Source organism: Pseudomonas sp. MCal1, assembly GCF_026341415.1.
In the GTDB taxonomy this organism is placed as follows: Bacteria; Pseudomonadota; Gammaproteobacteria; order Pseudomonadales; family Pseudomonadaceae; genus Aquipseudomonas.
This window is the reverse complement of the sequence record NZ_JAKUMP010000011.1, coordinates 141,665-156,555: the sequence shown is the minus strand read 5'-3', so window position 1 is coordinate 156,555 and position 14,891 is coordinate 141,665. Positions and strand designations below refer to the sequence as shown.

Annotated in this window: 15 protein-coding genes and 2 pseudogenes; 5 read left to right on the top strand and 12 right to left on the bottom strand. The window is 59.3% G+C overall.

The annotated features are described in order from the left end of the window. Positions 1–60: 60 nt before the first annotated feature. The 6 genes and pseudogenes from MKZ87_RS29100 to MKZ87_RS19335 form a co-directional block, all read right to left on the bottom strand. Positions 61–489: pseudogene (locus MKZ87_RS29100) on the bottom strand (methyl-accepting chemotaxis protein); the annotation flags it as partial. A 120-nt stretch (positions 490–609) separates the two neighbouring features. Further along, positions 610–1,380, bottom strand: a pseudogene (locus MKZ87_RS29095) (PAS domain-containing protein); the annotation flags it as partial. A gap of 579 nt (positions 1,381–1,959) precedes the next feature. Then, complete coding sequence (locus MKZ87_RS19350) at positions 1,960–2,973, bottom strand: ABC transporter substrate-binding protein (RefSeq protein WP_085701625.1); 1,014 nt, start codon at positions 2,971–2,973, stop codon at positions 1,960–1,962. Next, entirely contained in the window at positions 2,970–3,515 is a 546-nt protein-coding gene (locus tag MKZ87_RS19345; protein WP_085701626.1) for a sigma-70 family RNA polymerase sigma factor, read from the bottom strand. Before MKZ87_RS19345 ends, MKZ87_RS19350 begins: the two co-directional genes overlap by 4 nt. Positions 3,516–3,642: 127 nt before the next feature. Continuing rightward, positions 3,643–4,434, bottom strand: a complete 792-nt coding sequence (locus tag MKZ87_RS19340) for a phosphate/phosphite/phosphonate ABC transporter substrate-binding protein (protein ID WP_085701627.1) — start codon at positions 4,432–4,434, stop codon at positions 3,643–3,645. A gap of 7 nt (positions 4,435–4,441) precedes the next feature. Continuing rightward, positions 4,442–5,383 carry a fatty acid desaturase gene (locus MKZ87_RS19335; protein WP_085701628.1) on the bottom strand — a complete coding sequence of 314 codons (942 nt, stop codon included), beginning with the start codon at positions 5,381–5,383 and terminating at the stop codon, positions 4,442–4,444. 120 nt (positions 5,384–5,503) lie between these two features. Between MKZ87_RS19335 and MKZ87_RS19330 the strand changes: the two genes are divergently transcribed. Then, positions 5,504–5,923: a GNAT family N-acetyltransferase gene (locus MKZ87_RS19330; protein WP_266201702.1), complete on the top strand. Its 420-nt coding sequence runs from the start codon at positions 5,504–5,506 to the stop codon at positions 5,921–5,923. On the opposite strand, the gene def is transcribed toward MKZ87_RS19330, so the two are convergent. The 3 genes from def to MKZ87_RS19315 form a co-directional block, all read right to left on the bottom strand. Next, on the bottom strand, positions 5,924–6,463 hold the full coding sequence (gene def / locus MKZ87_RS19325) for a peptide deformylase (protein ID WP_007951144.1): 540 nt from the start codon (positions 6,461–6,463) through the stop codon (positions 5,924–5,926). Between the two features lie 2 nt (positions 6,464–6,465). After that, the gene (locus MKZ87_RS19320; RefSeq protein ID WP_085697131.1) at positions 6,466–7,416 is read right to left on the bottom strand and encodes a YihY/virulence factor BrkB family protein; all 951 of its coding nucleotides are present in this window, start codon (positions 7,414–7,416) and stop codon (positions 6,466–6,468) included. Between the two features lie 177 nt (positions 7,417–7,593). Further along, positions 7,594–7,785: a CsbD family protein gene (locus MKZ87_RS19315; RefSeq protein ID WP_039766114.1), complete on the bottom strand. Its 192-nt coding sequence runs from the start codon at positions 7,783–7,785 to the stop codon at positions 7,594–7,596. Between the two features lie 197 nt (positions 7,786–7,982). Here MKZ87_RS19315 and MKZ87_RS19310 point away from each other — a divergent pair, with 197 nt between their 5' ends. Beyond that, positions 7,983–8,360, top strand: coding sequence for a hypothetical protein (locus MKZ87_RS19310; protein WP_007951149.1), 378 nt, complete (start codon positions 7,983–7,985; stop codon positions 8,358–8,360). Positions 8,361–8,452: 92 nt separating this feature from the next. On the opposite strand, the gene fadD1 is transcribed toward MKZ87_RS19310, so the two are convergent. Beyond that, the gene (gene fadD1, locus MKZ87_RS19305; RefSeq protein ID WP_266201701.1) at positions 8,453–10,150 is read right to left on the bottom strand and encodes a long-chain-fatty-acid--CoA ligase FadD1; all 1,698 of its coding nucleotides are present in this window, start codon (positions 10,148–10,150) and stop codon (positions 8,453–8,455) included. Between the two features lie 347 nt (positions 10,151–10,497). Next, positions 10,498–12,186 carry a long-chain-fatty-acid--CoA ligase FadD2 gene (fadD2, locus tag MKZ87_RS19300; RefSeq protein ID WP_085697134.1) on the bottom strand — a complete coding sequence of 563 codons (1,689 nt, stop codon included), beginning with the start codon at positions 12,184–12,186 and terminating at the stop codon, positions 10,498–10,500. Between the two features lie 258 nt (positions 12,187–12,444). Here fadD2 and MKZ87_RS19295 point away from each other — a divergent pair, with 258 nt between their 5' ends. Beyond that, positions 12,445–13,389, top strand: coding sequence for an alpha/beta hydrolase (locus tag MKZ87_RS19295; RefSeq protein WP_085701631.1), 945 nt, complete (start codon positions 12,445–12,447; stop codon positions 13,387–13,389). A 42-nt stretch (positions 13,390–13,431) separates the two neighbouring features. Next, on the top strand, positions 13,432–13,902 hold the full coding sequence (locus MKZ87_RS19290) for a MaoC family dehydratase (RefSeq protein ID WP_085697136.1): 471 nt from the start codon (positions 13,432–13,434) through the stop codon (positions 13,900–13,902). A 70-nt stretch (positions 13,903–13,972) separates the two neighbouring features. On the opposite strand, the gene MKZ87_RS19285 is transcribed toward MKZ87_RS19290, so the two are convergent. Continuing rightward, positions 13,973–14,449 (bottom strand): ferritin-like domain-containing protein, encoded by a 477-nt coding sequence (locus tag MKZ87_RS19285; RefSeq protein WP_085701632.1) that lies wholly within the window; start codon positions 14,447–14,449, stop codon positions 13,973–13,975. Between the two features lie 205 nt (positions 14,450–14,654). Between MKZ87_RS19285 and MKZ87_RS19280 the strand changes: the two genes are divergently transcribed. Next, on the top strand, positions 14,655–14,891 hold the full coding sequence (locus tag MKZ87_RS19280) for a DUF3820 family protein (protein WP_003213031.1): 237 nt from the start codon (positions 14,655–14,657) through the stop codon (positions 14,889–14,891).

The following is a 14,891-nucleotide window of genomic DNA, read 5'->3' as shown; positions in this document are numbered from 1 at the left end:
ACTGACACCTGTGGGAGCGGACTTGCCCGTTCCCACAGGTTTTTCGGACGTTGCGATCAGTCAGTTCAGCTGCAACGTCTCGTTGAACTGGCTGATCGCATCCACCACATGCCGCGAGCCCTGCTGAATCTCACGGATCGCGTCGCCCGCCTCGTTCGCCAGTTCCACACCGAGCCCGGTGCGGCTCAGGCTCGACTGCATGCTCGACACCGCACTCAGTGACAACTCATGGTTCTTGCGCACCACATCGACGATCTCCAGGGTCGCCTGGCTGGTCCGCGCCGCCAGGCTGCGCACTTCGTCCGCCACCACCGCAAAACCGCGTCCGTGCTCACCCGCCCGCGCCGCTTCGATGGCCGCGTTGAGCGCCAGCAGGTTGGTCTGGTCGGCGATCCCGCGAATGGTCTGGACGATGGTGCCGATGATGTCCGACTGCTTGCTGACCGCATCGATGCTCAGCGCCGCTTCATTGAGATCGCGGGAAATGTCCTGAATGATCTGCACCGTTTGCTGCACGACCTGTGAGCCTTTTTGCGCGCAGGCGTCGTTTTGTACCGAAGTGCTGTGGGCCGATTCCGCAGCAGTCTGCAAGGTGGTCATCTGGTGGGTGATGTCGCTGGCGAACTTCACCACTTTGTACAACCGGCCCTTGGCGTCGAACAGCGGGTTGTACGAGGCTTCGAGGTAGACGGTCTGCCCGGACTTGTTCTTGCGCTCGAAACGGTGCGAGTGATATTCGCCGCGATTGAGCGAAGCCCAGAACGCTTTGTACTGCGCGGATTCGGCTTCGGCCCGGTGACAGAACAGACTGTGATGGTGGCCGACGATTTCGTTGAGCGAGTACTGCATGGTCTTGAGGAAGTTGTCGTTGGCCGAGATCACATTGCCTTCCGGGGTGAACTCGATCACCGCCATCGAACGGCCGATCGCGGCCAGCATGCTTTCCTCTTCCTTTTCCTTGTTCACGCGCGTCGTAATGTCCGACGCCACTTTGATCACACTGCGGACTTGTTTGTCCGGGCCATACACCGGCATATAACTGGCTTCGAGCCAGATCTCCCGGCCACTCTTGTTCAAGCGCAGGAAAGTACCGCTGATGGGTTCGCCCCGGGCCAGGTCACGCCACAACTTGGCGTATTCCTCGCTGCGATAGAACTCTTCTTCACAAAAGATCCGGTGATGTTTGCCACGCACTTCTTCGGCGCTGTAGCCCATGGTCTTGCAGAAGTTCTCATTGGCATCCAGCACGATGCCTTCGGGAGTGAATTCGATCATTGCCATCGAACGGCTGATCGCCGCCAACTTGGCGTTGGCTTCGGTCAGGGCACAACTGAAGCGTTCGATTTCCTGCAGGTCAGCCTTGTGATGTAGGTTGAACATGTCTCGATCACCTTGAGCGCAGTCTTTTGATTTGATGAAAGTTCAGGTCTTTCAGAATCCACCACTACGTTCCACGGAACAGGCACACGCATTCCTCCACAGGAGGAAGTTGTCAGGTGATAAACGATGATCAATCGGAGGGTCCATGCGGCGACGCTCTAATCAAGACATCCTTCTCTTGATAGCCCGGTGACGGGCCATTCCTAACATGCAGAAGAACTTCCCTTTAAAAACAGCTCCTTGTCGGTCAAGTGTCGGTGCCTTGGATTGCGCACTCTGGCAGCTTTGAGATCGGTAACTGCTAGCGGTCGAACCACACTGAAGGCGTTCGACATAGTTAGTTATGAATGAGCATAGACAGCGCAATGCTTTGCGCAAGGCCACTAGTCGGCCAGCATTGAGTGAATTCGGACAGGAAGCGGACGAGAAACGGTTCAGCGAATGTGTTTTGTTTGATCTACCACTTTCGCGGGCAGGCCCGTTCCCACAGGTTCTACGCGCTGTTCAAGTCAGCGTTATACCTGTGTGGGCTTGCCCGCGATGGCGACGGTGCAGCACTACAGAAATTTCAGAAAAGAATTACAGACTCCCGCTCACCTTGCTCGCCACATCACCCGGCACCCAAGGCGTCCACACTTGCGGTTGATCGCGCAGAAACGCTTCGGCCACCTGGCGTGGTTGCTGGCGCTTTTCGCTCATCCCGGCCAGGGTCTGGTTCAGCAGATCTATCGGCAAATCGACTTTCTCAAAGAACGTCACCAGTTCCGGGTACTGCGCCTTGAACGGCGCCGACACGCCAATCGCCAGACTCGCCGGCATCGAGCGGGTACCTTTCGGGTTTGGGTTGCTGGCATCGGCCAGGGTTTTCCAGGCTTCGGCGTCGAACGGCGGCTCTTCCAGCTTCACCAGTTTGAAACGGCCGAGCAACGGCGTCGGCGACCAGTAATAGAACAGCACCGGCTTGCCGCGCTTGATCGACGACGCCACCTCGGCATCCAGCGCCGCGCCGGAACCGGTACGGAAGTTGACGAAGCTGTCGTTCAGCGCATACGCCTTGAGCTTCTGGCTGTTGACGATCTCCGAAGTCCAGCCCGTCGGGCTGTTGAGGAAACGCCCGCGGCTCGGGTCTTCCGGATCCTTGAACACATCCTTGTAGCGCGGCAGGTCGGCCACCGATTTCAGCTCCGGCGCCAGCGGTCTGATCCCGCGCTCGGGGTCGCCCTTGATCACGTATTCCGGCACCCACCAGCCTTCGGTGGCGCCCTTCACGGTGTCGCCAAGACCGAACACCTTACCTTCGGCAGCGGCCTTGACCCACGCCGGACTGCGCCCTGCCCACTCTTCACCGATCACTTGAATATCGTTTTTCGCCAGCGCCGCTTCCAGGCTGACGGTGCTGCCCGGCAGTGTGTCGGTCGGGTAGCCGTAGCCTTTCTCGACGATCAGGCGCAGCACTTCGGTGATGAAACTGCCGCTTTCCCAGGTGATGTCACCGAAGTGGATCGGCGCTCTCGTTTCCGCGGCGCCAACATGCCCGGTCGTCAGGGTCAGGGCCAGCAGCGAACTGCCGAGCAGGGTTTTGATCGATCTCATGCGGACCTCTTGTTCTGGGAGGAAATCAGGGTTTGATTGGCGCTGTGGCGGTTGCACAGCGCCTGGGAACGGGTCATGTACAGGCTGACCGAACGCTGGGAGATGCCCAGTTCGGCGGCGATTTGCGGGTAGGTCAGGCCGTCGATGCGCGCCAGCAGAAAGGTCGAACGGACTTTGCCCGGCAGGCGCTGGAGCGTCCGGTCCAGATGTTTGAGGCTCTGTGACAGGTCGGCCAGTTCCTCTGGGGACGGCCCGTGATCAAGGTCACTCTGTCGCAGTTGCTGGAGATGCCGACGCTCCAGATCGCCGCGCCGCCAGCGTTCGTACAGCAGGCGTCGGGCGATGGTGGTGAGCAAGGCGCGGGGTTCGCGGATGGCGGTCAGGTCCGGGGCTTCGAGCAGTTGCGCGAAGGTTTCGGCGGCGATGTCTTCGGCCGTGGCCGCATCATTCAATTGCCGACGCAGACGCGTGCACAACCACGGGTAATGGTCGCGAAACAACGTGTTCACATGATTGCGATGGAATGAGTCGGCGCCGGACATGGGGGCTCCTTGGTCAAGGGTCGCTGAATGTCCGGTCGTCCGGTGGCGCGATCCTAGCAAGGTGCCTTATGCGTTAAAAATACTTAAAAAGAATTCTTATATTCCATTAGTGAATTAATCGAGGGCCCTAACGCAAGCGGCCATAACCCAGTTCTTCGGCCTCGCGCTGGTAATCCAGCAGGATGAGGTAATCGTTTTCGCTGGCAGGCAGGACTTCGGACAAGCCGAGGATGCGGGCCACCTCGGGCAGGTCTTGAAGGCTGCGGTTCATGGCTCGGCGCAAGCGTTCGATCTGCTGGTCCGACGTGCTGGCGGCGGTGATAAAGGGCAAGGTCGGGCTGAACGCACTGCGCGCCAACACCCGCAATCCAATGACCTCTTCAACGGCGTACTGTGCCAGGTACGCGAAGGTCACGCTGTCGATGGCCGCCAGATCGGCACGGTCCTCGCGCAACCAGCGCAGGCTTTCGCGATGGCCGCCACTGATGCCCACCGAAGCAAAAAACTGCCCGTCCCGCTGCAATGGCGCCAGACGCTGACGCAACAGGTTCATGCCGCTGTTGGAGTCTTCGCTGTTGATCACTCCGCGACTGTCGAAGAACTCCGCCAGATGTCGGCGCGGATCATCGGCGCGGGCAAGGATCAGGCTGCAATGATTGCCGGCCGTGGCGTCCGGCAATTCGTAGCGCGGACGGCCGACAATCCTCACCTGCCTGCGCAGTGCGGTCATCAGCGGGTAGCCGCAGGTCTGGGTCAGCAGCAGTTGCGGCGACAGCCAGAGCTCCGGCAGCGACAAACCTTCGGCACTGAGCCGCGAATAGCCCAAGTGCTCGAGAATCCGCGCCAGCCACTGTTCATTGGCCGCGCGGATCGGCGCGGGGGCGATGTACATCAACAGTTCTGCGTAACCTGACGTCATGCTGGCCTCAAATAAACGGATGCTGCGGGCTGTCGATCGGCTTGATGCCGTGCTGGCGCCACAGTTGCCCGTAACCTTGCACCAGAAATCCACCGCTGCGCGCCACCCATTGCTCCCGACGCATGCGGTAGGCCTCGGGCAAGTCGTACCACGAAAGCTTCGGCAAATCGTGGTGCACGAGGTGGAAATTCAGGTTCAGGAACAGCCAGCGCCAAGGCCACCCGGCTTCGTTGAGCACCGTGCGCTGTTCCGCTTGTGTGTGCGGCCGGTGTTCATAGTAAGAGCGAACCATCGCAATCGACAGCGCCGGCACGCTGATCAAAAACAGGTAATGCCAGACCGGCAACACGCTGTAGCGGGCGATGAAAAACAGCATCAGCACGGCCAGGGCGCCGTGGGTCAGCCACATCAGCCAGGCCTGGCGCTCGCGGCTTTTCAGTCGTTGCAATTCTTCACCGGCCAGCGCCAGCAACGCCAGCGGCGCGCCAAGAATGAATCGGCCCAATACGGTTTTGTTCAGCCAGTGCAGGCTGCGTTCGAACAGCGAACTGCCCTGCCAGCGCTCGGCGCTCAGGTAGCGGCTTTCGGGGTCGAGGCCAGGAATCGTCAGGTCTTCATCGCAATGGTGCTGCAAATGGCTGTCGCGATAGAGCGTATAGGGATACCACACCGCAAACGGCGCATAGCCGAGGACTTTGTTGACGAAGGTCCAGCGCGTCGGATGACCGTGAAGCAACTCGTGCTGCACGGACAGCCACAGCACCAGCAATGGAATCAGCAGCAGCGTGCTCCACCAGACGCCAAGCCAATTGCTGCCCAGCATCAGGGCGAACCAGCCGGCATACACGCCAATCAGCAGCAACCAGGTCGGCCAGTCGGTACGGGCTGTGAAGCGTTGACGCAGGGTTTCGATCTGTTGGCGATGGGCATCGTCGAAATAGTGGGGCATGGCGTGGCTCGGAACGAAGGTCTGTTTGTTCTGTGCAACACCAACGGGAAATCTTGCAGATTATTTTTGCGAGCCGGGATCCTTATAATCCCGTCTCTTTTTGCACCGGCAGTCCGAGTGATGACCGATACCCGATATAGCCAGCTCGATGAATTGTCCTGGCCCTTGATGAACAAGTTCTACCGCCAGCATCAATCGTCTATGAAAGCGGTGCGCGAGGCGCAATTGTGGGTGGCGCGGCGTGAGGAAATCGTGGCTGCGCTGTGCCTGCGGCCGGTGTTCGGCGGGCATTGGCTGACCGGGTTGTTCGTTGATCCGGCCTGCCGCGAACAGGGCATAGCTGCGCAGCTGATCGCGGCGGCGGTGAAAGATGTGGAGGCCGCGGTGTGGCTGTTCTGCCACCCGGACCTGCGTGGTTTCTATGAGCGGCGCGGTTTCACCTTCGACCCCGCCCTGCCCCAGGCCATGGCCGAGCGCCTGAGCCGTTATGCGCGGAGCAAGCCGATGATTGCCATGGAGCTGGCCCCGCGCAGCGGATGATCAGTCGTCAGCGTTGGGATCGAGATCCGGGAACATCACTTCGGTAAAACCGAACTTGCTGAAATCGGTGATGCGCGACGGGTACAACCGCCCGATCAGGTGATCGCATTCGTGCTGCACCACCCGCGCGTGGAAACCCGAAGCCACACGCACAATCGGCTCGCCCTTGGGATCGACGCCTTCGTAACGGATCTGCTGGTAACGATCCACCGCGCCACGCAGACCAGGTACCGACAGGCAGCCTTCAAACCCCTCTTCCATGAGCGGACTGAGTGGCGTGATCAGCGGGTTGATCAGGATCGTCTGCGGCACGGCTTCGGCATCCGGGTACCGTTCGCTGTGCTCGAAGCCGAAGATCACCAGTTGCAGATCGACGCCGATCTGCGGCGCAGCCAGGCCGACACCGCCGACGCTTTCCATGGTCTGGAACATGTCGTCGATCAGTTGCCACAGCTCCGGGCTGTCTAGCATCTCGGCGGGCACTGGCGGGGCGATACGCAGCAGGCGTTCGTCGCCCATCTTCAGAATTTCACGAATCATGATCAGGCTTCGTCGGTGTTCGGCTTGAGCGAGTGATCGCGCCCGAGGCCGGAAACGTGTTGTTTGGGATGTTCATCGAGTTCGCCGGGGACTTTCTCGCCCGGATCCTTGCCCTCGTTGGACATGTGTTCGATCACCGCATTCATCTCCGCACCGAGCAGCAACACGGCGGACGAAATGTAGAAATACAGCAACAGCACGATGATCGCACCGATGCTGCCATACATGGCGTTGTAGTTGGCGAACGTCTTGACGTAGAACGCGAATCCCAACGACGCGATGATCCACACCACCACCGCCAGAACCGAGCCCGGCGTGATGAAGCGAAACTCCTGTTTGACGTCGGGCATCACGTAGTAGATCAGCGCCACGGCCACCATCATCAGGATCACGATCACCGGCCAGCGGGCGATGGTCCACACCGTGACGATGAAATCTTCCAGCCCGACCTGCGCGGCGATCCAGCCCATCACCTGCGGGCCGAGCACCATCAGCGCGGCGGCCACCAGCAGCATGCCGGCGATGCCGACGGTGTAGACAATCGACAATGGAAAGCGCTTCCAGATCGGCCGACCCTCGACCACGTCGTAGGCCGCGTTCATCGCGCTCATCATCAGGCGCACGCCGGCGGACGCAGTGTACAGGGCGATGACGATACCGACCGACAGCAGGCCGCCCTTGGATTGCTGCAGTTGATCGATCACCGGGTTGACCTGCTCCAGCGCCTGGGGCGGCAGGACCAGTTCCGATTGCAGACGCAGCCAGGAGAAGAAGTCCGGCAGGTGCAGGAAACCGATCAGGGCAATCAGGAACAGAATGAACGGGAACAGCGAGAACAGCATCTGGTAGGCCAGTGCCGAGGCATAGGTCGACATCTCGTCGTCCATGAACTCGGTGACGGTGCGCACGATGACCCGGTGCAGGGGCAGGCCTTTCATGTCGGGGAAAATCATTCGCGTCTCCTTTCGCCGCAAAACAGGTTGAAGTCGTGGCGACTCAGGGGCCGTTTTTCTCTCATCAAAGTAGCTCACTTGGCGACTTTGAAACACTGTGATCCATGACCGCATGTGAACGGGATACAAAAACGGCCATCCTTGGATGGCCGCTTCGTTGTTTCGTTCAAGGCTCGATCAAGCCTTGTCGACGCCTTTCTTGACCGCGTCCTTGGCTTTGCCCACCGCTTGCTGGGCCTCGCCTTTCTTCTCTTGCAGTTTGCCTTCGGCTTGCAGCTTGGTGTTGTCGGTGGCTTTGCCGACACCTTGCTTGACGTTGCCGACCGCTTCGTTGGCCATGCCTTTCACTTTATCGCTCGTGCTGCCCATGGTGATTCTCCTTGGAACATTAACGGGGAAAGTCAGTACGTAATGATTGACAGGCCCGGTTTGCGCCAAGTTTCATTTATTTTCACGGTTTCATTTCGTCGCCATGCGCAGGTTGGGCTTTATGTTTGCGAGCGTAGCCCCGAGAATGCCCTGCATAAGGGCGCCAGGCGCCACAGAACCGATCCCGCAGGAATGTTATGAAACTCGATAAAAAGCAGGCCATCGCCCGTCGCAACCAGGAACTGGGCGGTGCCGTGCTCGGCACCAACAACTGCCACTTCGCCGAACTGAACCGCAACCGCAACATCTGGTGGTTCGACTTGCCGGTGTCGCGCCTGGCCATCGGTCAATACGAGTGGATTCACCTGTTGATGCACACCCCGGCCACTGACGAACTGCTGCACCTGAAAGTACCGACCGTGTTCCTGCGCGAAAAGCTCGAAGGCCTGGTCATCCGCAACGAAGGCAAACGCAAGGCAGCCCTGAGCCTGGAACTGAGCGCCGACAAGGACTCGTACCTGCAGGACATGCGCCCGGCAGGCACCAATGTGAACTTCGCGCCGTTCCGCCAATAAACCTTTTATGCTGACCGACGTGATCGTTCCCCTGCTCTACGTGGGAACGATCATCTACAACAAAAAGCCCCGCATCTGCGGGGCTTTTCGTTTTATGCGGCGCTCTTCGCCTTGATCTTCTTCAGCTCTTCGTCGCGCAGTTCGCGACGCAGGATCTTGCCGACGTTGGTGGTCGGCAGCGCATCGCGGAATTCCACCGAACGCGGCACCTTGTAGCCGGTGACGTTGGCGCGCATGTGCTCCATCACCTGTTCCTTGGTCAGGGTGACGCCCGGTTTGGCGACGATGAAGATCTTGATCGCCTCGCCGGATTTCTCGTCCGGAATGCCGATGGCCGCGCACTGCAAAATGCCCGGCAGGGCCGCCAGCACGTCTTCCAGCTCGTTCGGGTACACGTTGAAACCCGAGACCAGAATCATGTCTTTCTTGCGATCGACAATGCGCATGTAGCCGTCCGGCTGGATCAGCGCGATGTCACCGGTCTTCAACCAGCCTTCGCTGTCGAGCATTTCATCGGTGGCTTCCTGACGCTGCCAGTAGCCCTTCATCACTTGCGGGCCCTTGACGCACAGCTCGCCGATTTCGCCCAGCGGCTGCTCGACGCCGGCATCGTCGACGACTTTGCACAGGGTCGACGGCACTGGAATGCCGATGGTGCCGATCTGGATGTTCTGGATCGGGTTGACCGTGGCCACCGGGCTGGTTTCGGTCATGCCGTAACCTTCGCAGATCGGGCAACCGGTGACCGCTTTCCAGCGCTCTGCCGCGGCCAGTTGCAGGGCCATGCCGCCGGACAGGGTGACTTTCAGCGCCGAGAAATCCAGCTTGCGGAAGCCTTCGTTGTTGCACAGGGCCACGAACAGCGTGTTGAGGCCGACGAAGCCGCTGAACTTCCACTTCGACAGTTCCTTGACCATCGCCGGCAGGTCGCGCGGGTTGCTGATCAGGATGTTGTGGTTGCCGATCAGCATCATCGCCATGCAATGAAAGGTGAACGCATAGATGTGGTACAGCGGCAACGGGGTGATCAGGATCTCGCAACCTTCATTGAGGTTGGAGCCCATCAGCGCCTTGCACTGCAGCATGTTGGCGACGAGGTTGCGGTGGGTGAGCATCGCGCCCTTGGCCACGCCGGTGGTGCCGCCGGTGTATTGCAGCACCGCGACTTCGCCGCTGTCAGGGTTGGCTTCGGCGACCGGCTGGCCCTGGCCCTTGCTCAGTACGTCATTGAACTTGACGGCTTTGGGCAGGTGATAGGCCGGCACCATTTTCTTCACGTACTTGATGACGCTGTTGATCAGCAGGCGCTTGATCGGCGGCAGCAGATCCGCGACTTCAGTGACGATGACGTGCTTGACGCCGGTTTTCGGCACCACGGCTTCGGCCAGATGCGCCATGTTCGCCAGGCACACCAGCGCCTTGGCACCGGAGTCGTTGAATTGGTGTTCCATTTCCCGCGCGGTGTACAGCGGGTTGGTGTTGACCACGATCAGCCCGGCACGGATGGCACCGAAGACGGCGACCGGGTACTGCAACACGTTGGGCAGTTGCACGGCGATTCGATCACCTGGCTGCAAATCGGTATGCTGTTGCAGATAAGCGGCAAACGCACCGGACAATTCGTACAGTTCACCGTAGGTGATGGTCTTGCCCAGGTTGCTGAACGCCGGTTTGTCGGCGAAGCGTTGGCAGGATTGCTTCAACACTGCCTGAATATTCGGGTACTCGTCTGGATTGATGTCGGCAGCAATTCCAGCGGGGTACTTATCCTTCCAAAAGTCTTCGATCATGGAAGCCCACTCCTCAGCAACGCGAATTCAGCACCGCATTTGATGCGATTATTATTGGTGTTTGTTTATTGGTGAGTCTGGCTTTTTACAAGGCCGAGAAGTCACAAAGCGCGCCGAGAGTAGCAGCTTTGCCAAGGGTCGACTAGAGCCAAAAGCGGCCCCTACAGTCATTTTCATGACTCAAGAACTACTGGCAGTCATTTTAGAGCAAAAATCCTATAACCCCTTGAAAGTCCCTGTTTTAGGGGACAACGTCGGGGATAAAAAGCAAAAGATCGCAGCCTGCAGCAGCTTGAGGAAGCCGCCAGAGGCTGCGATCTTTCAGTTTCAACGGTGCGCGTCATCGATCAGGCGATATCGCGCAACTCCCGCCGCAGAATTTTCCCGACAGGCGTCATCGGCAACGACTCACGCAGCACGATGTGTTTCGGCACCTTGTACGCCGTGAAATTCTCTTTGCAGTAGGCCTTCAGCTCTTCCAGGCTCACGCCGGTTTCCCGCGCCACCACGAACAGCTTCACCGCCTCCCCGGAGCGTTCGTCCGGTACGCCGATCACTGCGCAGTTGGCGACTTTCGGGTGAGCCATCACCACGTCTTCGATCTCGTTTGGGTACACGTTGAAACCGGAGACGATGATCATGTCTTTCTTGCGGTCGACGATGCGCACGAACCCGTCCGGATCGATCACCGCGATGTCGCCGGACTTGAACCAGCCCTCCGCGTCCAGCACCTCGGCGGTAGCCTCGGGTTTCTGCCAGTAGCCCTTCATGATCTGCGGGCCCTTGATGCAGAGTTCGCCGCGCTCGCCCAATGGCTGTTCGACGCCGTCGTCATTGATGACTTTCAACCGGGTGCCCGGCACTGGCAGGCCGACCGTGCCGATCCGAGACAGCTCGCCGTACGGGTTGGTACAGGCTACCGGCGAGGTTTCGGTCAGGCCGTAGCCTTCGGTGATGCGGCAACCGGTGATCTTCTCCCAACGTTCGGCGGTGGCCTTGACCAGCGCGGTGCCGCCGGAGTTGGTGAGCTTGAGCGTGGAGAAATCCAGGGTCTTGAAGTCCGGATGATCCATCAACGCAACGAACAGTGTGTTGAGCCCCAGCAGCGCCGAGAACTTCCAGTTCTTCAGCTCCTTGATGAAGCCGCCGATGTCACGCGGGTTGGTGATCAGTACGTTGTGGTTGCCCGACACCATCATGCACATGCAATTCGCGGTGAACGCATAGATGTGGTACAGCGGCAGCGGCGCGATCATCACCTCCTGCCCTTCGCGCAACAGCGGCTGGCCATCGCTGCCGAACTGACCGAGACAGGCGCGCACCTGCTGCATGTTCGCCACCAGATTGCCGTGGGTCAGCATCGCGCCCTTGGCCAGGCCGGTGGTGCCGCCGGTGTATTGCAGCACGGCGATGTCATCCAGACCGACCTTCAGCGGCTTGATGCCCAGGCCCCGGCCCATGCGCAACGCGCTCTTGAAGGAAATCGCCTGGGGCAGCGAATACGCCGGGACCATTTTCTTCACTTTGCTGACCACGGTGTTGACCAGCCAGCCCTTGGCGGTGGGCATCAGGTCGCCCATCTTCGCTTCGATCAGATATTGAATGTCGGTGTCCGGCAGCACTTCCTGGACTTTCTGGCCGAACATGTTCAGGTACACCAGCGCCCGGGCGCCGGAGTCCTTGAACTGATGACGCATCTCGCGCGCGGTGTACAGCGGGTTGGTGTTGACCACGATCAGCCCGGCGCGCAACGCGCCGAACACGGCAATCGGATAATGCAGGACGTTGGGCATCTGCACCGCGATGCGATCCCCCGGTGCCAGATCGGTGTGGGTTTGCAGATAACCGGCGAACGCGGCGCTCTGGCGCTCCAGCTCGGCGTAGGTCAGGGTCACGCCCATGTTGCTGAACGCCGGGCGATCAGCGAATTTCTTGCAGGAACGCTCAAACACCTCGATCACCGACTTGAATTCACCCGCGTCGATGTCCAGGGGTACGCCCGCCGGGCGTTTGTCATTCCAGAAATCAGGTTGCATTGTTCTTGTCCTCTTTACCTGAGCCGATCCGGGGCCGCTTCGCTGTCATTTTTGTCTGTCCCTGAAAAAGCCGAGAGCAAAAAGCGGGGCTTCACGGACACTAGCAGCTATGGTCATTCAGGCAAATATGGGCAAGGTCGTCATTGATCGTGTGAATCTTCCTGCCGTGGCGAGAGCTGATCGGACGCGCTATACAATGCAATCTCTGCAAGACGCATCAGCAATATTCAGCAATATCAGGCCGCAAAAGGAATCGCCATGATCCACGACACCTTCTGGCTGGACGCGAGTGACCGCAGCCGCCTCTACGTCAACCTGTGGCTGCCGAACACGCCGCTGAAAGCGCTGATTCTGCTGGCCCACGGCATGGCGGAACACAGTGGCCGCTACGCACGCCTGGCAGAGGCCTTCTGTGCCGAGGGCTACGGTGTGTATGCACCCGATCAGCGTGGCCATGGCAAAACCGCCGATCATGGGACGCTGGGGCATTTCGCCGATGATGATGGCTGGTGCAAGGTGGTTGGCGATATCGCCAGCCTCAACCAGTTCCTCGGCCAGCGTCATCCGGGGGTGCCGATCGTGCTGCTCGGGCACAGCATGGGCAGCTACATTGCCCAAGCGTATCTGCTGCATCACAGCGCCAGCCTGCACGGCGCAATTCTCAGCGGATCGAATTTCCAGCCGGTCGCGCTGTACCGCGCGGCCCGACAGATCGCCCGGTTCGAAAAACTGCGCCAGGGCCCCAAGGGCCGCAGCGCGTTGATCGAATGGCTTTCGTTCGGCTCGTTCAACAAGGCATTCAAACCGGCACGCACGCCTTTCGACTGGCTCAGCCGCGATCCGGCCGAGGTCGACAAGTACGCCACCGATCCGCTGTGCGGCTTTCGTTGCACCAATCAGTTGTGGATCGACCTGCTCGGCGGGTTGCAGCAAATCAGCAAAGCGTCCAATCTCGCCCAAATCGATCCGGGCCTGCCGCTGCTGGTAATCGGCGGCAAATGTGATCCGGTGAGCGAAGGCAAGCGTCTGACTGATCTGGCCAACGCCTTGCGCGCGGCCGGCAGCCAGAACCTGCAACTCAAGATCTACCCGCAGGCGCGGCACGAATTGTTCAACGAGAGCAACCGCGAGGAAGTGACCGCCGATGTGCTGACCTGGATCGACCAGGCACTGAGCCATCGCCGGCCGCACCGCAGCGAATAATTTTTTGTGGATTCATTTCATCCGTCACAGGAATTCAGCCCCATGACCCAGGTTACCAATATCCCTTACGAAGCCCTCGAAGTGGGCCAGACCGCGACCTACAGCAAGACCGTCGAGGAACGCGACATTCAGCTGTTCGCCGCGATGTCCGGTGACCACAACCCGGTGCACCTGGACGCCGAGTTCGCCGCCGCCAGCATGTTCAAGGAGCGCATCGCCCATGGCATGTTCAGCGGCGCACTGATCAGTGCCGCAGTCGCTTGCGAGCTGCCTGGGCCGGGGACCATTTATATCGGCCAGCAGATGAGCTTCCAGAAGCCGGTGAAGATCGGCGACACCCTGACCGTGCGTCTGGAAATCCTCGAGAAACTGCCGAAATTCCGCGTGCGCATTGCCACTCGCGTGTTCAACCAGCGCGATGAGCTGGTGGTGGACGGCGAGGCCGAAATTCTGGCGCCGCGCAAACAACAGACCGTTACCCTGCCGACGTTGCCGGCTATCAGCATCGGCTGATCATCCTCGGTTTGATCCGGACACAAAAAAAACGCCAGACCCGCTGGCGTTTTTTGTTGGCCTCGAACGCTTACGAGCGTGCGCGGGCCTGGTCACGCAACACTTTCACCTGATCGTGATTGCGTTGCACACCGTGGTACTGCTTTTCGACCAGGTCAAAAATTTTTGCCAGGCCGTGATCTTTAATCTTGGTAAGCTTATCGATCGCTTCACGATAAGCCTTCAGGGCGTGGTCTTCACCGCGCTCGGCTTCGTTGAGCACCGCTTCTTCATCCTTGCCGGTGAACATCGCTTTGACGTCGACCCAACGACGGTGCAAGTCACCGCTCACGCTGGTCGAGGTTTCCGGATCGCCACCCATCGAACGCACGGCGGCTTGCAGCTCGGCCGCAGCCGTTGCGCAATCGGCGGAGCGTTTCACGAACAGGGTTTTCAGCTCTGGATGCTTGATGTCTTCAGCGCAGGTCTTGAACCCTTCCTGACCGTCCTTGCTGGTTTCGATCAGGTCGTTGAGGACGGAGATGGCTTCTTTATTCATGTCAGTCATTTTTCAATTCCTTGCGTGGGTTAAAGATGCAAGGAGTGTTGCAGCAGCCGTGCCAGATTCTATTAAAGAATTTAATCGTTATTTTTCAATAAGTTATAGATACAGCAAAAATCTGTATGCCTGTTATTTGCATGATCTGTCATTTGGCCTGCATGCAGAATGCCTGTATTTTCCAAAGTGTTTTCAAAGCCAGACGACTCCAACGATGAACCCTGAAAAGCTCGAACTGCTGATCACCCGCGAAATGCCCTTCGGCAAGTACAAGGGCCGGATCATTGCCGACCTGCCGGGCCCTTACCTGAACTGGTTTGCCCGGGAAGGATTTCCCCATGGCGAACTGGGCGGGCTGTTGGCGTTGATGCAGGAAATCGACCACAACGGCCTGTCGGAACTGCTCGAACCGCTGCGCGCCAAACACGGCAAACCCGCCCCGCGCCACTGA